Here is an 18,309-nt window from a genome sequence, read left to right as displayed (position 1 = left end):
ACTGCGGCACGCTACGCGAAGCGCTGCGTGGGCGATCCTGCCGATGGGGTTCGCTACGAACCCGGTTTTCGCGCAAGAGACAACCGGGGAACCAGACCCTCCGATCCCCGAAGGCGGGACGCTGTCGCTGGACATCGGAGAGGCGCGCGAGACGCTAAGCCGCGATCCGGTGCTCGAGCAACGCTGCGATGACGAGGCCGACGCGGCGCGGATTGCGGGCGAGATCGTGGTGTGTCGCGACCTGGGCGAAGCGAGCGACGGCGCCTTCGACAAGGCCGACTGGGAACGCCGCTATGCCGCCGCAACGCAGGGGATGAAGACCCCGAACGTCGATGGCAGCGGGCTGAAACTGCCGGGGGAAGGATCGCTCATTGCGATAACGGTCTCGATAAGGCCCGGGCGCGTCCGCCCGCCAGCCCTGCTGATCGATATCGGCGCGCTGCCCGAGGCCCCGCCGGGTTCGGACGCGGACCGGATCGCACGCGGATTGCCGCCGCTCGGGAAGGACCTGGACCGCAGTTATCGGGAAGAGGCGGCGCGTCGCGAGGCGCCGGGCCAGACGGGCAAGTCAGGCGAAATCGCGCCGGAGTAAATCCTGCGGGCTTCCCCCGTTGCTTGCCCTCAGTTGGGCAGGATCGGCAGCACCAGCGGAGCGGCGGTCAGGCTGTCCGACCCTTCGAGCAGTTCGAGCGCGCGCCGGACATGGCCTTCCGGCCCCTCATGCGTGACCATCGCCACCAGCACCTCGCCGCCTTCGTTCGGGCGGCCCTGCTGGATCAGGCTTTCGATCGAGACATTCGCATCGCGCATCGCGGCGGTGATCTCGGCAAGCACGCCGGGGCGATCGTTGACGGTGAAGCGAATATAGGTGCGTTCCATCCGGTGCCCCGGCTCAGCAGGCGGCAGCGCGGTGAGCTGCGCCACCGGCATCGAGAACGGCGCACCGACTTCGCCTCCCTTGCCGAACGAGCGGGCGATATCGATCAGGTCGGCGACCACGGCGCTGGCCGTGGGGCCGTCGCCCGCGCCCGCGCCCTGGAACAGCAGGCGGCCCGAGAAATTGCCTTCGGCAACGACCGCATTGGTCGGTCCGTCGACCGGTGCGAGCGGATGATCCTTGGCGACGAGGCAGGGCCGCACGCGCTGGAGCAGGTGATCCGCCCCGTCGCCATTGGGCTCGACATCGGCCTGTGCGATCAGGCGGATGACGAATCCGAGCGCATCGGCCTGCGCGATATCGGCGGCGCGGACCTGGACAATACCGGTGGTATGCACCGCGTCGAAATCGATCTTCGCGCCAAACCCGATCGCGGCCAGGATCGCGAGCTTGTGCGCGGCATCGATCCCTTCGATGTCGAAGGTCGGGTCGGCCTCGGCATAGCCGAGCTTCTGCGCCTCGGCGAGCGTCTCGGCGAAGTCTGCACCGGTCGCTTCCATTTCGGTCAGGATGTAATTGCAGGTGCCGTTGAGGATACCGTAGATGCGGGTCAGCGCGTTGGCACTGGTTCCTTCGCGCAGCCCTTTCACCACCGGGATGCCGCCAGCGACGGCGGCTTCGAACTTGAGCGGCGCGCCGACCGATTCGGCCTGTTCCGCAAGGGCCAGCCCGTGATGCGCGATCATCGCCTTGTTGGCGGTCACCAGTCCCTTGCCCGCCGCCAGCGCGGCGCGCGAACATGCCAGCGCCGGCCCGTCCGCGCCGCCGACCAGTTCGACCACGACATCGACATCGTCGCGCGCGGCTAGCGCGGTCATGTCGTCTTCCCAGGCATATGGCGCGATATCGATTCCGCGATCCTTGTTGCGGTCGCGCGCGCTCACCGCGACAACCTCGATCGGCCGTCCGGCGCGTGCGGCGATCAGGTCGTGATTGGTGCCGAGCAGGCGGATGACGCCCGCGCCAACCGTTCCGAGACCGGCGATCGCGATCCGCAGGCGGTGAGTGGTGGCGGGGTCTGACACGTCGAGAGCTCCGGCTGATTGGTGCGAAGCCGGGGCCTTAGTCGCGATTGCCCGCCGGTCAAGCGCCGCGCGGAGGCGTCGGCGATCAGGCCGGCTCGGTGATGCGCCGCGAGCACGGCCCCAGCTGCTCCATCACGAACGCGTAATCCTGCGCCGCGAGACGCCGTGCGGCGGGGTCGCGCGCGAGATTGGCGCTGCTGGGCAGCTGCGCGGGGAGCGCGCAGGCGAGCCGGTACCAGCGCAAGGTCTGCGGGGCTGGCGGGCGCGCCGACGAATCGATGATTTCGCCCCACGACACGCCCCAGGCCGGGCGCTGTCCCGGACGGCGGATCACGCTGAGCGAGACCGGCGCGCCGCTGTCGCTGGCGAGAAACACCTGCGTCTCCGATTCCCCCGTCAGCGTGCCCTGCACGGCGAGCGCATCGGCGATCCCGGTGATCGTCGGGGGCCGATCGGCAGCGACCAGTTCGCGCAGGATCGGGCGCAGCCGGGCTTCGAGTTCGGGCGCGTAGTCGAATTGCGCGGCCTTCGCCGCAAGCTGGATCGATCCCGGTCGCCCCGGCACCACGTTGGCGAACAGCAGCACCTCGCGCTTCTTGAGCTTGGGCACCTTGCCCTTCGCATCGAGCGGGACGTCGACCAGGTAGGCGAGCGATTCGCCGACGCTGCGGCTGCCGGCGATCAGCGCCAGCGTGTCCGCCTCGATATAGAGCCGCGCGAATCCCGGCGCGAGACCGGGCGAACGCTCGTCCTTGACCCGGCTCTGGCGGCGAATCTGCGCCCGGATAACAAGCTCGCTGCGCTCCGAAAGCGTCGCAAGGTCGGCGTAGGTCGCGGCTTCGGCGGCGCTCGCGCCACTCGCCTGCGGGGCCTGTCCCAAGACCGGGGCGGCCGCCACCGCAAGCGCCAGCCCGGTCGCCGCGCTGGCAAGAACGCGCTTGAAATCGCTGGTTAAATTTTTGTTAACGCTCGTCATCTTGATCCAACTCTGCGTATTTCCGGTTCCTGTCGCGCGGCGATTTTCCGCCACCCTAACAGTCCTGGCCAGAGGCAGTGAATCGGCGCTGAACCGATAAAGCGTTTGATTGCCTAGGTCTTGACCGTTAAAGCCCGAAGTGCTTGCGATGGAGTTGGGGACAAGACCATCAAGAGACAAGGGCCGAGCCCCGCGTGCACTCGCGCTCGGGCCAGCCGAACCGGGACCGACTTCGATAAGTAGGGTTTCTTGCCCGGTTCGGGAGGACCAGTATTGTGGGATTCGCAGTCCGGTTCGCGTGACCGGTTGCGAGGGTAGAGCCGGTTTCGACCGGCCTGAACGAATGGAGAGAATACAGCTGGATGGCCTACGCTGACCAACAAATGAGTGGGAACAAGGTTGTTTCCATCGTTATCGTGGCGTTGATCCATGTGTTGATCGGGTGGCTGCTGATCTCTGGCCTGGCGATTAAAGGCGCGCAGGCCGTGATTGAGCGTGTCACCACGGTCGATATCGAGGAACCCCCGCCCCCTGAAGAACCCGACGAGCCGCCGCCCGAGCAGCCGCAGGATACGGCTCCCCCGCCGCCGGTAGCGCCGCCGCCGCCGATCAGCATCGCGCCGACGCCGCCGCGGATTCAGACGCAGCCCACGATTCCGCCGCCGGCTCCGCCCGCGCTGAGGATTCCGCCGCCTGCGCCGATCGCGCCGCCGGCACCGCCGCCGCCGCCGGCTCCGTCGCGGGCTCGCGATGCGACCCCGGACGGTCAGAGCCGCTGGGCCCGCCGGATCCAGGAAAACTATCCGTCGCGCGCGCTGCGCGAGGAGATAGAGGGCACCGTCGGCGTCAACGTGACGATCGACGCGAACGGCCGGGTTTCGGGCTGTTCGGTCACGGGTTCCAGCGGTTCGAGCATTCTCGACGATGCCGCCTGCCGCGGGATGGAGCGTTATGCCCGGTTCAACCCGGCGCTCGATCGTGACGGGAACCCGACCTCGGGCCGCTACAGCACCCGGATCACATACCGTTTGAACTGATAAGAATAACGGCAACGGCCCTTGAGCGGACCGGAGCCATCGGGACACTTTTTCAAGAGGACTATTCGCAATGAACCTTTACTATCTCGCGGCCGGAGTTGCCGCCACGGACGCCCCGGTCAACGAATTCGGTTTCTTCAAGGCGATGGAAGAAGGCGGCCCGGTCGCCTGGTCGATCCTCACCGTGATGGTGATCATGAGCGTCGGCTCGTTCTACATCCTGTTCACCAAGCTGTTCGAACAGAACAAGGTGATGCGGCAGTACAAGAGCGTGAAGTCGGCCTACTGGCGGGCACCGTCGCTCAAGGAAGGCGCCGCCAAGCTCGAAAAGAACAGCGCGTGGCGCCAGCTTGCCGATGACGCCGTGACCGCGCAGGAGCACCACGGCAAGATGGAAGGCGCGGGCAACGAGATTCACTTCGTCGAAGAAGAACTCGCGCATTCGCAGGATACGATCAACCAGAGCCTCAACGGCGGTCTGTCGTTCCTCGCATCCGTCGGCGCGACCGCACCGTTCATCGGTCTGCTCGGCACCGTGATCGGGATTTACCGCGCGCTGATCAACATCGGCATCTCGGGCTCGGCCTCGATCGACAAGGTCGCAGGGCCCGTCGGTGAAGCGCTGATCATGACCGCGATCGGCCTGCTCGTCGCGGTGCCGGCGGTGCTGGCGTTCAACTGGCTGCAGTCGCGCAACCGTCGCATCAACGCGCTCATGACCGACTTCGCGAACGATATCGTCGCCAACATCGGTTCGAACGGGGCGATCAAGCCGGCGGTTACCGCCGCTCCTGCTGCCAAGGCGGGCGCTGCGAAGCCGGCCACGACGACCGGCGGCGTTCGCACTCCGCCCGCGCAGTCGTAAGACACGCCGCATCGCGCGGGGCCGCGGCAAGCGCCCGGCCCCGTGCCACGCAGACGACGACAGAAGTTTATTAGGGATAGGAATTAGGCAATGGCGATTTCGATGGGAGGCGGCGGCGAGACGCCGATGTCCGACATCAACACCACCCCGTTGGTGGACGTGATGCTGGTGCTCCTGATCATCTTCCTCATCGCGGTTCCGGTGGCGATCCAGACCATCGAGAAGCTCGAGATTCCGGTGTTCGAATCGGTCGAGTCCAAGAACAAGGTCGAAAACCTTCTGCTCACCGTCAGCACCACCGATGAGGCCGGGCGCAGCGCGGGCGAACCGGGTTTCGAAGGAGCTGCGCGCAACGGCGAGTGCCGGGTCTACTTCAACAACGTCACTCCGGTGACGTCCGAAGAGCTGTACGACCAGGCATTCACCCGCCTCGACAACATCGTGCAGCGCGCGGGCGGGCCGGAAGCGATCATGGAAGATCCGGACCAGATCCCGCAGGTGCATATCCGTGGCGACGTGAACGCGCCGTGGCGCTGCGTGGCAGGGGCGATCTACAATGTGCAGGCGGCCGGTTACCCGACCGTGGGCTTCATCTCGAACCCCGTCGAGCCCGGCATCTGATCCGGCTCGGACTGAAATCAAGGAGTAACTGACATGGGTATGACGGGAGGCCAACTCGACGGCGAACCGATGCTCGACATGAACATGACGCCGCTGATCGACGTGCTGCTCGTTCTGCTGATCATGTTCATCATCACCATCCCGGTGGCGACGCACTCGGTCGATATCGACCTGCCGCAGGGCAACCCGCCGCCGGAGGATATCCAGATCGATCCGGTCAAGAACAAGCTGGTGCTGTCATCCCAGGACCAGATCCTGTGGAACGCCGAGCCGATCGACGCGGGCCAGCTGCGCACGATCCTCGCCGAAACCACGCAGATGGCGGTCGAGCCCGAGCTGCAGTTCGAACCCGAAGCGCAGGCGAGCTACGATATCTCGGCCAAGGTGCTGCAGATCATCAAGAACTCGGGCGTGACCAAGTTCGGCTTCGTCGGCAACGAGAAGTATCGCCAGTTCGGCACCGGCGGACCCGGTGCGGGTGGACTGGGCGGCACTCGGTAACGCGCGACCACACGCGAAGAGACACAGGGCGGCTCCGGGAAACCGGGGCCGCCCTTTTTCGTGCGCGAGTGCAATCGGTAGCGATCGACATACCGGTACGCGTTAGGCAACCTGATAGTTATGTTATACAGTCTCTGCGTCGGCGCTTCTTCGGGCGTCGCGTGATCGCAAAGGAGACGTTTCATGAGCTTCGCCCCCACTGCCCGCCGCAGCCGCTTTTCCGACGCCTACGACCCGCGCGGCCGCAGCCATCGACGGCAGGCGATGGGCGAGATGAACGTCACCCCGTTCATCGACGTGCTGCTGGTCCTGCTCATCATGCTGATCATGGCCATCCCGATTCGGGTGCACGAGACCAGCGTCGACCTGCCGAGCGCTCGGTGCACCACCTGCGTGCTCGACCCCGAGCAGAATACCGTCTTCATCACCGCCCAGGACGATATCCTGTGGAACGGCACGAGCGTCACGCGCGAACAGCTCCGCGCTCAGGTTGCCGCGGCGAGCACGATGGCGGAGCAACCGCTGCTCCGCTTCGAACCCGATGCGCTGGCGAGCTACGACCTGTCAGCCCGGACAATCGCGCTGATCAGGGAAGAAGGGGCCGCGAGCTTCGCCTTCGTCGGCAATGCACGGCATCGGGAGTTCGGGCGTTGACATGATCTTCGAGAATGGGGTGGGGAGCGGACGGTCGGCTTTCGTCAACACGTAAACGAATCCAGACCTTCACAGGCTCTCCGGCTTTCTCCTGAAAGCCTTTCTCCGCGCGACCAGCACTGGCATTAGAAGGAAGCCAATCCCATCGACCAGCAAGTGCGCAAAGATGCAGGACCACAGATCGCCAGTCATCAAGAAGGTCAGTGAAAGAACCGTGCCAGCCATCGCCACCTGCAAGAGGTGGGCCTTCCGCCAACGAAAGTGGGCCAGCACAAAAGCGGTCGTTGAAAGCGCAGCCGCCGAAATACTGTTGCCGAAAACTTCCGCGCCCACGCCTATGCCGACACCGCGATACAGCAGCTCTTCCATAACTCCGGCTGTAAGCACGATGAAAATTCGAAAAGAAAGCGAAGTGGTTGCGATTTCCGCGAAATTCTCACGGTCCCCCAATGGCAGTTTCAGGAGGCGCTGGAAAACGGAAAGCAAGCCCGCTGCCACGATAAGGCAAATCGTAGTCCCAGCCGCGAACAACAGCGTGCTCAGCGTGATCGGCCTCAAACCAATAGCGAGCCAAGCTTCTGCCGTTCCTAGTTGAGTCGCAATAAGCAAGAAACAAACAAGGCCGAAAAACCAGAACGGCACGCGAGCTGACCAACTCAGCGTTGTTTTCCCTGATGCTCGAAGTGCGAAGATGAGGACAATCGGCGAGAAGAGCGCGACGGAAAGGGCGATCGCAAGCACTCAACAAATCCTTCGATGTCCTTGGAATCGCTTACGCAGAGTTTGCGGCAGCTTTCAAGACATACTCACCTGCTTAGAACGTCCGCAATCTGACTCGCAACCTCACCTTTTGTCAGCGAAGTATCGATCAGTCCCCCTCCAGCGGCGCATCGATCCGCATCGCTTCGCCCACCAGCGTCTCCGCCTCCAGCAGCAGTTCGTCGTCGACCGCGCCCTGCGGCACGGCCTCGCGGCCGATCATGGTCATTACCGGCACCGCCAGCGGCGAGACGCGTTCCAGCTCGACATGCACCAGCTCGCGCTGCGAGCGCTCGAGCAGGTCGGCCAGACGCCCGACATCGGTCATCCGCGCGCGGGCATCGGCCCAAGCGGCCTCCAGCAGCACGTGGTCGGGTTCGTATTTCTTGAGCACGTCGTAAATCAGGTCGGTCGAGAAGGTGACCTGCTTGCCGGTCTTGCGTTTGCCCGGATGCTGGCGCTCGACCAGCCCGCTGATCACCGCCACCTCGCGAAAAGCGCGGCGCAGCAGATGCGATTCCGTCACCCAGTCGGTGAATTCGTGCGTGAGGATATCGGGCGAGAGCAGCGGCGCAGGGTCCCTGACCGCCTTCAATCCCCACACCGCCAGACAATAATCGTTGGCGACGAAACCGCCCGGCATCAGCCCGCGATCCTCCATCCTCCGGGTGATGAGCATGCCGAGCGACTGGTTCGCGTTCCAGCCCTCGAACGTGTAGTAGGTGGTGTAGTGCTTGCCGCCATGCGGGAAGCTTTCGACCAGCAGCTCGCCGGGCTTGGGCAACCGGCTGCGATAGTCCTGCACTTCGAGCCATTCGCGCACATCGTCGGGAAACCGCCCCCAGCCCGCGCGGTCGTCGAGCATTTCCTGCACCCGGCTCGACAGATGCGTGGTCAGCGGCAGGCGCAGCCCGCCGTACGAGGGGATCGAGGCGCTGGTCTTGGCCGCGCGGACGATCACGTCCATGTCCTTCACGCTTTCGACTTCGAGGCTCAGGCCCGCGAAGAAGAACGTGTCGCCGGTCGATAGCTGCGCGGCGAAGCGCTCTTCGACCTTGCCGAGCTGGCGACCATTCTTGAACCGCACCATCAGCATTTCGGAATCGACGATGATCCCGGCATTCATCCGGTGCCGCTGCGCCTGATTGGGGTGAGCAAGCCGCCACACGCCGTCCTTGCTGCGCACGATCCGCTTGAACTTGTCGTAGGCGCGCAGGGCATAGCCGCCATTCTCGACGAAGGAGAGCACGCGCCGGAACGCGGTCTCATCGACCCAGGCATAGGAAACCGATGAACGGATTTCGGCGAGCAACGCGTCTTCGTGAAACGGGGCGGCACAGGCGCAGGCCATCACGTGCTGCGCGAGCACATCGAGGCCTCCCGGACGAAAGTCCTCGCCGTCGCGCTGGCCTTCGTCGACCGCATCCTTGGCCGCCATGGCTTCGAGAAATTCGAACCGGTTGCCGGGGACCAGCACCGCGCGGCTCGGCGTGTCGAGCCGGTGGCCCGCGCGCCCGATCCGCTGCAAAAGCCGCGAGGAGCCCTTGGGCGCGCCCATCTGCACGACGAGGTCGATATCGCCCCAGTCGACCCCGAGATCGAGGCTCGCGGTGCAGACCAGCGCGCGCAAGCTTCCCGCCGCCATCGCATCCTCGACCTTGCGCCGCGCCTCTTTCGACAGGCTGCCATGGTGGACGCCGATCGGGAGATTATCCTCGTTCACATCCCACAGGCACTGAAAGATGAATTCGGCAAGGAAGCGCGTGTTGGTGAAGACCAGAGTGGTGCGGTTGGCCTTGATCGCTTCGTAGATCTGCGGGACCGCCCAGCGTCCGGCATGCCCGCCCCACGGCACGCGCTCCTCGATCGGCAGCAGGATTTCGACCTCGGGCTCGGCGCCCTTCTCGCCCAGCACCAGATCGGCGGCGTGGATCTCGCCGGTGCCGTCGACGGGTTGCGGTGCGAGCCATTCCTGGAATGCGAGCGGGTTCGCAAGCGTCGCCGAAAGCGCAACTCTCTGGGCTTTGGGAGCAATCGTGTTGAGCCGCGCCAGCGCCAGTGCCAGCAAATCCCCGCGCTTGCCGGTGGCAAAGGCATGGACCTCGTCGATCACCACCCGCTTGAGCCCGCGAAACAGATCAAGGCTTTCGGGATAGGACAGCAGCAGCGACAGGCTCTCCGGCGTCGTCAGCATGACGTGCGGCGGCTTTTCGCGCTGGCGGCGTTTCTTGTCCGAGGACGTATCCCCGCTGCGCGTTTCGACGCTGATCGGCAGCCCGATCTCCTCTATCGGGGTCAGAAGGTTGCGCTTCACATCGTGCGCCAGCGCCTTCAGCGGCGATACGTAGAGCGTGTGCAGCCCGTCGTGAATTTCACCGCCGCTCGAAGGGGCGAAGTCGCACAGGGTCGGCAGGAACCCGGCAAGCGTCTTGCCCGCGCCGGTATCAGCCACCAGCAAGGCATGGCGGCCCTCGCGTCCCTTGGCCAGCATGTCGGACTGGTGCCGCCGAACGCGCCAGCCGCGCGCATCGAACCATGCAGCGATTTCGCGGGGATCGGGGCAGCGGACGCGGTCACACCTCGCGATGTGGCGGCTCACCGCCCGCGTCGCAAGGGCCGCGCGCCGGGGCCGGTCAGATCACCGGTTCGCCGTCCTCGGTTTCGAGCACCTCGGTGTCGGCCTGCGGCGCGAGCGCATCGAGCTCGCTCTCCGGCTTTTCGAGCAGGCGCGCCACCTCGGCGCGCTCGGCCTGGCTCAACTCGCTGAACGTCCTGACATTCTCGATATCGGCTTCGATCGCTTCGAATTCCTCCATCAGGCTCGGCAGGATTTCGACCATGGCCGGGGCCATCTGCTCCATCACGCCCAACATCTGCGGATCATGGTGGACAAGGAAGCTTTCGCGGGCGAATTTTTCGCCCACGGGCGTCGCGAAGAAAGCCAGCAGCTCGCTCATTTCCGCCTTGTCGAACCGCAGGGTCAGCGCGCGGGCCAGCCCCTCGCGATAGGCCGGTTCCAGCGCCGCGAGCAGGCGCGTGATGGTGGACAGCAGGATGGCGTTGGTCTTCTCAGTCCGTTCGGCGAAATTCGGATCGAAGACGCTCAGCGCGCTTTGCGTCGCGGCGTCCTCCAGCAGGTAGAGTTCGTCGGATTCCACGCCCGTAACCTCGGCGAGCCGGGTGCGTGCATCGCTGACCTCTTCGGCCATCATGATCTGCATCATGGGTGCCATCGTCTGCTCGGTGGCCTCGACGAGCGCGCCTTCGGGCACGATGGCAGCGCTCATCTGGGTCGCGAGCGGCAGCAGGGCCTCCTGCTCCGCGGTCAGCGGTTCTGCCGGGAGTATCTCGCCGAAGATCGCAAAGGCTTCGGCCATCTCGCGCTCGAAAGCCGCGATCTCTTGCTCTTCTTCGGTCTTGAAGACGAAGGTCTCGCCGTGCGGCTGATCGGGCTCAGCCGCCTCCGCCGCCGCACTGATCCCGGTATGGTCCTGCGCCGCGGCGACCGCTGGCGCAGCGATCAGCGCCATTGCAGCGATCGGCAAAAGCATGGTCCGGTCGGCCATCGATTGTCCCCTGTTCAGCCGTGGAGTTCAGGCCGGGTCCGCGTCCCCGCTTTCGGTCCCGGTCTCGGGCTCGCTGGCGCGCAGCTCCTCCGGCGACACGCCGAGCAATTCGGACAGTCGCGCCTGTTCCTGCGGGCTGAGTTCGGAATAGGTGCGCGCCGGCGGGAACTGTTCGTTCGCGGCGGCGATCTGTTCCATCATTTCCGGCATCATGCCCATCATCGCCGGCATCATCTCGTTCATCGCGCTCATCACCTGTGGATCGGTGTAGATCAGCATCGATTCCCCGGCATATTTGGCGCCCGTCGGTGTGGCGAAATAGGCGTTGAGGTCGGCCAGCTCGGCCTCGGTAAACCGCACCGCATAGGCGCGCGCGAGACCGGCGCGATAGGACGGCTCGATCCGCGACATCGTGTCGCTCACCAGCTGGATCGTCGTGTCCGCGATCATCCGGGAACGGTCCCTGAACGCCGGGTCGAGGATTGCCATGATCTCGTTCACCGATCCGTCGCCCAGTTCGGGCATGTCCTCGGTGTAGAGGCCGGTCAGCTTCGCGATCTCGTTGATCGGAAGATCCATGAACGATCCCATCATGCCGTCCATCATCGGCTTCATGGTGTCTTCCATCATCCTGGCATAGGTGCCCGCGGGAAATATCCGTTCGACCACCAGCTCGGCGGCAGGCAGGCGCGCCGTTTGCTCTGCGGACAGTGGCTCGGCCTCGCCGAACATGTTGGCGAACATGTCGGTCGTCGGTGCGCCCGGCGCCTGCATATCGGTCGCCTCGGTTTCCACCCCCTCGTCCTGCGCCGTCAGCGGCGCGGCGGCGAGCAGGGCGAAGCCGGCGGTGCCGACCAGAATGCTGTGCTTGATCATCGAATGTCTCCCCATGTTTCCAAGCCTTAATGCCCGAGAGGTGGTGCGCTTGCCAGCCCCCAAAACACGCAAGTCCTGTTGCGTTTCCGGCAGTCAGATTGCGGCCACGATCGCGCCTGTCGCTTCATCACGGCGAGCGAGCAACGCCTCGAGCAGGGCGATTTCCGAAGCGCACCGGGCGGGATGCGCAAAGTTGGTCATAGCAGCGCGGATCGTCGCAGCATCGAGGCCGCCCCGCGCCGCCGCAGCGGCAACCAGCCAGTCCGGAATCGGCGGGGCAGGCCCGGTATCGGCGGGCAGCGGGCCCGCAAAGGTGCGGTTGCGCAGCAGATCGGCGGCGAGGCTGCGTTCGAATGCCAGCCAGTCCTCGCGCATTGCAGGCACACCGTTGAAGAACAGATCGCTGGTCACTTCGCGGCAGTTGGCGCCGCCCGATGCCTGAGCGCTCTGGAGCCAGGCAAGGTGCAGTTCGGCAATCGCGAGCGCCTGATCGCGCGAGGCCGAGGCACGGACGCGCAGGATCTGCAGGCGGAGATAGGCCCGCGCTTCCTCAACCCCGTTCGAACGCGACCGCAGCCGTTCGACCAACGCCCCCGCCAGAGCGGGATCGGAATCGATCAGGTCGGCATAGGCAAGCGCCGGCCCGAACAATTCGGACACCATCGCCTCCGCATCCCGCAGTTCATCCGGCGACAGGTCGAGATCGACCGGCGCGGGCGATTCCGGCACCTGCCGGTAAGCAACGGGCGGGGACGCGCGTTCCGGCTCGGCCTCGTCGTTGCCTCCGCTGGTGCACATCGTCACCAGCATCATCGCGCCAAACGCCCACCACAGCCAGTATTTGTCGAGCGAATAGCGCTGGATAAACGGGGTCGGGCCATCGCTCGGCGGCGGGGCGGCGAAGGTCGCTCCCGCCATCCACGGACGATAGCGATCACCGTCATCTTGCACCTCGCTCTCTTCGTCCCGGTCAGCCGGTTCGGAGAGGTCGAAACCTCGCAGCAGGTCGTCCTCGGAGGTGTAGCGCCCGCCCGGTTCCCACGCAGGTTCGGCTGAAGTCTCCGGCTCCGGCTCCGGCTCCGGCTCCGGCTCCGGCTCCGGCTCCGGCTCCGGCTCCGGCTCCGGCTCGGGCTCGGGTTCGGGTTCGGGTTCGGGTTCGGGTTCGGGTTCGGGTTCGGGTTCGGGTTCGGGTTCGGGTTCGGGTTCGGCAGTCGCCTCCCGCAACGGGGGCACGGCGTCAACCGGCGTTGCCGTGCCGGACCGCTCCTGCTCGCGCAGCATTTCCGAGGCGAGGAACAGCGCCTTCTCGCGCGCTTCGGTCAGCTCGGCGAAAGCCGAAATGCGCATCGCCTGTGCGTCGAGATCGGCACGGCGCGCGTCGTAGGCGGCGCGGATCGCGGCCTTGTCGGTGGTTTCGGATATGCCAAGCGCCGACCACGGCCACCCGCCTGACTCGGAACTAGTGACCAACGCTCTCCCCGCGTTCCAGGCCGGACAGTGCCAGCTGCTCATCGATCGAGGCGAGCAGGCGTTCGAGGCCTTCCTCGGTCTCGCTTTCCGCGCGCGCGACCAGCACGTCCTGCGTGTTCGACGCGCGCAGCAGCCACCAGCCGTCCTTCGTGTTCACCCGCACGCCATCGGTGGCATTGACTTCCTCTACGTCCGGTCCGGGATTGGTGGTCAGGCGCTCGCTTACCTCGGCAATCGCAGCGAATTTCCGGCTCTCATCGACCTGGAACCGCATTTCCGGCGTGTTGAGCATGTTGGGCATGGCCGACTTCAATTCGGTCACCGATTTGCCCAGCCGCGCCGACGCCGCAATCAGCCGCACCCCGGCATAAAGCGCATCGTCGAAACCGTAATAGGTGTCGGCGAAAAACACGTGCCCGCTCATCTCGCCCGCCAGCGGCGAACCCGTTTCCTTCATTTTGGACTTAATCAGCGAGTGCCCGGTCTTCCACATCAGCGGCTTGCCGCCATGCGCCGCGACGTGATCGAACAGCGCGCGGCTGGCCTTCACATCGGCGATAATCGTCGCATTCGCGCCCTTCTCGCCGCCGTTCGTGAGCAGGTCCTCGGCATAGATCATCAGCAGCTGGTCGCCCCAGATCACGCGGCCTTCGCCATCGATCGCGCCGATCCGATCGCCATCGCCGTCGAAAGCCACTCCGAAATCGAGGTTCTTGTCCGCGACGAGCGCGCGCAGATCGGCGAGGTTCGCTTCGACAGTCGGATCAGGATGGTGATTGGGAAAATGTCCATCGACCTCGGTAAACAGCAGATGATGCTCGCCCGGCAGGCGCGCGGCGAGCGCTTCGAGCGCGGGGCCGGCGGCACCGTTCCCGGCGTCCCAGCCGACCTTGAGCCCCGCAAGAGCGGCGGTGTCGATCCCGGCCAGCCCTTCGAGCATGCGCTCGACATACTCGCCGAGGATGTCGCGCGTGGTGACGGTTCCGGCGCCGTCGAGCCACTGCCCCGCTGCTGCCAGTTTCCCGAGCTTCTGGATGTCGGCGCCGAAGAACGGCCGCCCCTGAAATACCATCTTGAAGCCGTTGTAATTGGGGGGATTGTGGCTGCCAGTTATCTGAATGCCGCCCTGTATCTGTTCGGATGACGCCTCGGCGTAATACAGCATCGGGGTCGCCCCCATGCCGATCCGGACCACGTCGCAACCGCTCGCGGTGAGCCCTTCGACCAGCGCGTGCTCGAGCATCGGCGAGCTGACCCGCCCGTCATACCCGACCGCCACGGTCCGGCCGCCGGCCTCGCGCAGCAGCGAACCGAACCCGCGCCCGATCGCCCGCGCATCGTCCGGCCCCAGCGTTTCGCCGATGATCCCGCGAATATCGTATTCGCGCAGCACGGTCGGATCGAATTGGTGCGTCATGGGCGGGAAAATCCTGTTTCGGTTGTTCGTCTGCCGCGCGAAGTCCTAGCGCAAGGCGCAAGCGGCCTCAAAATGTCTCAATCCGGTCGGTGCTCGTCGGTCTCGACCCGGATGTCCGCGCCCCGGTCGGGCAATGCGTCGAGCAGCAGGTCGCGCGCGGCATTGGCTTCGTGCACCTGCCCGTTGCTGCCGCCGCGATCGGGGTGGACCAGCGCGATCAACCGCTTGTGCGCGGCCTTGATCTCGTCGCGGCCAGCCCCGGCTTCGACACCCAGCAGCTTGCGGGCGTTGAAGATCGCCTGGCTGCGGGTCGGCTTCGCGCTCAGCGCCGCCCACGGCCACTGGCCGAACGCCCAGCGCCAGATGACGCAGACCAGCAGGAGGATGAAGGCGATCCGCAGCATTGTGTCAGGCTAGCTGCATTTCGGTCTGTCCGCGAGAAAATTCGGGCAACCGCAAGGACTTGAGCAGCGATCGCAATTCCTGACGGGCGACCAGATGGCTGGTGCCGAGTTCGCCGAGATGGCCCTTGTCCAGCAGCGTCAGGCCCGACGGGAACAGCTCGCGATAGATGACGCGCTCGGACAGGCCCTGCGCCACGCGGAAACCGACGCGCTTGGACATTTCGGTGAGCGCCTGCTCGATCCGCGCCATGTTGCGCGCTTCGACGTGACCGGTGCGGTTGCGGACCACGATCCAGTCCATTTCCGGACGCGTGCGTTCGATCGTCGCGCGGCTGCGCTTGATCCGCGCCTCCCAGATTAGCTCGGCGAAGAAGGACAGCTTCTTGACCTTGAACGTCTCGGCATCGACCTGCCCGATGAGGTCGAAATCGACGAAGCTGTCGTTCATCGGGGTGACCAGCGTGTCGGCGTTCTCCACGGCCGTCCGCGCGAGCGGATCGTCGCGGCCGGGATTGTCGACAATCAGGAAATCGAACCCTTCGCCCAGCCGCTCCAGCTCGGCGAGGAGATCGGCCTCGCCCGCTCCCCCGAACACCTCGCACCGAGGCGTCGGCAAGCGAATGCCGCGCTTTTCCATCGTCGCCTGACGGTTCTCCATATAGCGGTGCGTGGTGCGCTGGCGCGGATCGAGATCGAGTGCGACCACCTTCGCCCCGAGATAGCTCAGCGCCACCGCGATATGCACCGCCGTGGTCGACTTGCCGGTGCCGCCCTTCTCGTTGGCGAACACGATCCGGTGCGCGCTGTTGGGCATGGCGGAAACGGCGTCGGTCACGGGATCGGCGGGGCCTTGTGTCTGGTGTGGTCGGCAAGCTTGGCCGCGCCATGGCAGCGGGCTAAGCAGGTGGTCAATATCTATCGGAGGGATGTCCCGCGTGCAAACGGCCACAACGCTCGAAGCCTTGCGCAATTCGGTCGCAAAACTGCGCTCTGACGGTGCCACGATCGGGCTGGTCCCGACCATGGGGGCTCTGCACGAAGGGCACCTGACGCTGGTGCGCCGCGCCCGCGAGGCATGCGATCACGTCGTCGCATCGATCTTCGTCAACCCGACGCAGTTCGGCCCGAACGAGGATCTCGACGCCTATCCCCGCCAGCTGGCCGAGGATACGGCGATGCTCGAAAGCGAAGGGTGCGCGCTGCTGTGGGCACCGGGTGTCGCCGAGATGTATCCCGACGGGTTCGTCACCAACATCTCGGTCAGCAAGGTCAGCGAAGGGTTCTGCGGTGCCGACCGGCCCGGCCATTTCGACGGCGTGGCGACGGTGGTGTGCAAGCTGTTCAATCAGGTTCGGCCCGACATGGCGTTCTTCGGCGAAAAGGATTTCCAGCAGCTGGCGGTGATCCGCTCGATGGCGCGCGATCTCGACCTTACGCACCCGCATGTGCACGCGATCGTCGGCGTGGCGACGGTGCGCGAGCCCGATGGATTGGCGATGAGCAGCCGCAACAGGTACCTGTCCGAAGCGGACCGCGCGGCAGCGGCAACCTTGCCGGCGGCAATGAAACGGGCGATCGCGCAGATCGAAGGCGGCGCGGCCGTGGAAGCGTCGCTGAACGAACTGAAGGCAGCCCTGATCGCGGCCGGGTTCAGCAGCGTCGATTACGCCGAACTTGCCGACGCCAGGTCGCTGGCGGTTCTCGGAGACCTGGCGGGCACCCCCGCCAGGCTGCTGGTCGCAGCCCGGATCGGAGGCACCCGCCTGATCGACAACATGGCGGTAGGCTAAGCTTTCGCCCGCTCCCTCACCTGGTCGAATGTGTGCCGCACCAGCAGTTCGCCGTTGCGCCACACCGGCCGGAGCAGGTCTGCAGAAGGATCGACCGCATCGGCGCGGTGCGCGACCATCTTCCCATCCTCGACCACGACCGCCTGACGCCCGGCCTTGCTCGCCTTGCCCGGATCTGTCGCCGGGTCCTTGGACACGTCATGCCACACGCCTTCGCCATCGCGCATCGCGTTGGCCTTCATCGCGAACCGCAGCGTGTCGCGCGTCACCGACTGCAACAGACCGCCGCCCATGCCGAAGGCGATGTTGTCGACCGCAAACCCGTCGGCAATCACCCGGTCGACCAGCCGCGCGATGCTTGCAACATTCATCCCGTCGCCCTGGATCACGCGGACGCGATCGTTGAGCACGCGATAGCCCTTGGCATTGGTGGTCCCGCCGAAGATGTCCCACAGCTTGGCGAGCGTGCGCGCCGGGGTTTCGACCGGGTCGCCGCTGTCGGGGCGCACCACCAGCGTGCCCTTGCGCGCCAGCACCTTGTCCCTGAGCGATCCGCCCCAGATGTTGTCGACCGCATTGTCGAGATCGTAGCTGTCGGAGACCACCGCGACGAGCGCGCCTTCGCCTTCGAACGCGTCGAGCATGTTGGCATAGGCGGCTTCCTCGCGCTCGCGGCCCCAGCTGGTCATGGTGCTGTGTTCGGCGGCGGGGATCGAGAAGCCGGGCATGTCGGCGCCGTAATACCGGCGCGCGGCCATGATCCCTTCGAGCGTGTCGGTCCCGGCGAAATTGACGAGATGCGCCATCCCGCCGAGCGCCGCGCTCTCGCCCGAACTCACCCCGCGCGCGCCAAAATCGTGCAGCTTGAACGGCAATTGCCCGTCGGGATCGTCGGAACTTTTCGCCAGGCCCGCGCCGATGATCCGGGCGCATTTCCGGCTGAGCGTTGCGACCGTAGTCGGATACCACACCGCCCGCAGCAGCGCGGTTTCGATGAAAGTGGTGAGCCACGGCATCCTGTCATCGGTGTTGACCACCTGGAACAGCGGCACTCCGGTCGGCGCGATGGTGCCTTCGGCCAGCGCGCTGATCTCCAGCGGCAGGTGGCCGCCGTGATCGTCCAGCACCGCCTGCCAGCCATTGCGGTTGAAGGGGACGCCGTGCGCGGCGCAGATCTCCGCCGCTTCCTCGATATTGTCCTGCGTAATCGGCTGGGCGAGATAATCGATCAGGAACGGTTGCAGGCCCAGGAACAGCACCTCTTCGCTGAACGGATTGGGCCGCGCTTCGCCATAGGCGCTGATCGCGCGCGCTTCCGGCGGATATTGCAGGAAGTGGCTTTGCTTGTAGCTGTCGGTGGCGAGAACAAGATTGGTCATGATGTGAACTCCTCACATGTGCGGTGGAAAGT

At 65.5% G+C, this 18,309-nt stretch carries 18 protein-coding genes; 7 read left to right on the top strand and 11 right to left on the bottom strand.

Features of this window, described 5'->3' with window-relative positions; all coding sequences use genetic code 11:
* The first annotated feature begins 43 nt into the window (after nt 1–43).
* Nucleotides 44–592 carry a hypothetical protein gene (locus tag KDC96_RS14040; protein WP_212449006.1) on the top strand — a complete coding sequence of 183 codons (549 nt, stop codon included), beginning with the start codon at nt 44–46 and terminating at the stop codon, nt 590–592.
* A 29-nt stretch (nt 593–621) separates the two neighbouring features.
* Here KDC96_RS14040 and KDC96_RS14035 read toward each other — a convergent pair whose 3' ends face one another.
* Both KDC96_RS14035 and KDC96_RS14030 read right to left on the bottom strand, forming a co-directional pair.
* Nucleotides 622–1,962, bottom strand: coding sequence for a homoserine dehydrogenase (locus KDC96_RS14035; RefSeq protein ID WP_249171813.1), 1,341 nt, complete (start codon nt 1,960–1,962; stop codon nt 622–624).
* A gap of 85 nt (nt 1,963–2,047) precedes the next feature.
* The gene (locus KDC96_RS14030; RefSeq protein WP_212449005.1) at nt 2,048–2,938 is read right to left on the bottom strand and encodes a hypothetical protein; all 891 of its coding nucleotides are present in this window, start codon (nt 2,936–2,938) and stop codon (nt 2,048–2,050) included.
* Nucleotides 2,939–3,300: 362 nt separating this feature from the next.
* On the opposite strand from KDC96_RS14030, the gene KDC96_RS14025 reads away from it, so the two are divergent.
* From KDC96_RS14025 to KDC96_RS14005, 5 genes are all read left to right on the top strand, one after another.
* Nucleotides 3,301–3,975 carry an energy transducer TonB gene (locus KDC96_RS14025; protein WP_212449004.1) on the top strand — a complete coding sequence of 225 codons (675 nt, stop codon included), beginning with the start codon at nt 3,301–3,303 and terminating at the stop codon, nt 3,973–3,975.
* 70 nt (nt 3,976–4,045) lie between these two features.
* A complete protein-coding gene (locus KDC96_RS14020) occupies nt 4,046–4,840 on the top strand; it encodes a MotA/TolQ/ExbB proton channel family protein (RefSeq protein ID WP_212449003.1) in 795 nt (264 codons plus the stop codon).
* 90 nt (nt 4,841–4,930) lie between these two features.
* Complete coding sequence (locus KDC96_RS14015; protein ID WP_212449002.1) at nt 4,931–5,461, top strand: biopolymer transporter ExbD; 531 nt, start codon at nt 4,931–4,933, stop codon at nt 5,459–5,461.
* Between the two features lie 33 nt (nt 5,462–5,494).
* Entirely contained in the window at nt 5,495–5,962 is a 468-nt protein-coding gene (locus tag KDC96_RS14010; RefSeq protein WP_212449001.1) for a biopolymer transporter ExbD, read from the top strand.
* A gap of 183 nt (nt 5,963–6,145) precedes the next feature.
* Nucleotides 6,146–6,616 (top strand): biopolymer transporter ExbD, encoded by a 471-nt coding sequence (locus tag KDC96_RS14005; protein ID WP_249171812.1) that lies wholly within the window; start codon nt 6,146–6,148, stop codon nt 6,614–6,616.
* Nucleotides 6,617–6,685: 69 nt separating this feature from the next.
* Here KDC96_RS14005 and KDC96_RS14000 read toward each other — a convergent pair whose 3' ends face one another.
* The 8 genes from KDC96_RS14000 to KDC96_RS13965 form a co-directional block, all read right to left on the bottom strand.
* A complete protein-coding gene (locus KDC96_RS14000; RefSeq protein WP_212449000.1) occupies nt 6,686–7,357 on the bottom strand; it encodes a CPBP family intramembrane glutamic endopeptidase in 672 nt (223 codons plus the stop codon).
* Between the two features lie 127 nt (nt 7,358–7,484).
* Nucleotides 7,485–9,974, bottom strand: coding sequence for a ligase-associated DNA damage response DEXH box helicase (locus tag KDC96_RS13995; RefSeq protein WP_249171811.1), 2,490 nt, complete (start codon nt 9,972–9,974; stop codon nt 7,485–7,487).
* A gap of 34 nt (nt 9,975–10,008) precedes the next feature.
* Nucleotides 10,009–10,941, bottom strand: coding sequence for a DUF2059 domain-containing protein (locus KDC96_RS13990; protein WP_212448999.1), 933 nt, complete (start codon nt 10,939–10,941; stop codon nt 10,009–10,011).
* A gap of 27 nt (nt 10,942–10,968) precedes the next feature.
* The gene (locus tag KDC96_RS13985) at nt 10,969–11,817 is read right to left on the bottom strand and encodes a DUF2059 domain-containing protein (RefSeq protein ID WP_212448998.1); all 849 of its coding nucleotides are present in this window, start codon (nt 11,815–11,817) and stop codon (nt 10,969–10,971) included.
* Nucleotides 11,818–11,910: 93 nt separating this feature from the next.
* Nucleotides 11,911–13,287 (bottom strand): hypothetical protein, encoded by a 1,377-nt coding sequence (locus tag KDC96_RS13980; protein ID WP_212448997.1) that lies wholly within the window; start codon nt 13,285–13,287, stop codon nt 11,911–11,913.
* Entirely contained in the window at nt 13,277–14,704 is a 1,428-nt protein-coding gene (pgmG, locus tag KDC96_RS13975; protein WP_212448996.1) for a phosphoglucomutase/phosphomannomutase PgmG, read from the bottom strand. Before pgmG ends, KDC96_RS13980 begins: the two co-directional genes overlap by 11 nt.
* A 77-nt stretch (nt 14,705–14,781) precedes the next feature.
* Nucleotides 14,782–15,108 carry a J domain-containing protein gene (locus KDC96_RS13970; protein WP_212448995.1) on the bottom strand — a complete coding sequence of 109 codons (327 nt, stop codon included), beginning with the start codon at nt 15,106–15,108 and terminating at the stop codon, nt 14,782–14,784.
* A gap of 4 nt (nt 15,109–15,112) precedes the next feature.
* Nucleotides 15,113–15,922: a division plane positioning ATPase MipZ gene (locus tag KDC96_RS13965; protein ID WP_212452726.1), complete on the bottom strand. Its 810-nt coding sequence runs from the start codon at nt 15,920–15,922 to the stop codon at nt 15,113–15,115.
* Nucleotides 15,923–16,043: 121 nt separating this feature from the next.
* Between KDC96_RS13965 and panC the strand changes: the two genes are divergently transcribed.
* The gene (gene panC, locus KDC96_RS13960) at nt 16,044–16,898 is read left to right on the top strand and encodes a pantoate--beta-alanine ligase (protein ID WP_212448994.1); all 855 of its coding nucleotides are present in this window, start codon (nt 16,044–16,046) and stop codon (nt 16,896–16,898) included.
* Here panC and KDC96_RS13955 read toward each other — a convergent pair.
* Nucleotides 16,895–18,277: a nicotinate phosphoribosyltransferase gene (locus tag KDC96_RS13955; RefSeq protein ID WP_249171810.1), complete on the bottom strand. Its 1,383-nt coding sequence runs from the start codon at nt 18,275–18,277 to the stop codon at nt 16,895–16,897. The two genes, panC and KDC96_RS13955, sit on opposite strands and share 4 nt — an antisense overlap.
* Nucleotides 18,278–18,309 lie beyond the last annotated feature (32 nt).

Source organism: Erythrobacter sp. JK5, from assembly GCF_018205975.1.
In the GTDB taxonomy this organism is placed as follows: Bacteria; Pseudomonadota; Alphaproteobacteria; order Sphingomonadales; family Sphingomonadaceae; genus Erythrobacter.
This window is presented reverse-complemented; position numbering and strand designations above follow the sequence as displayed.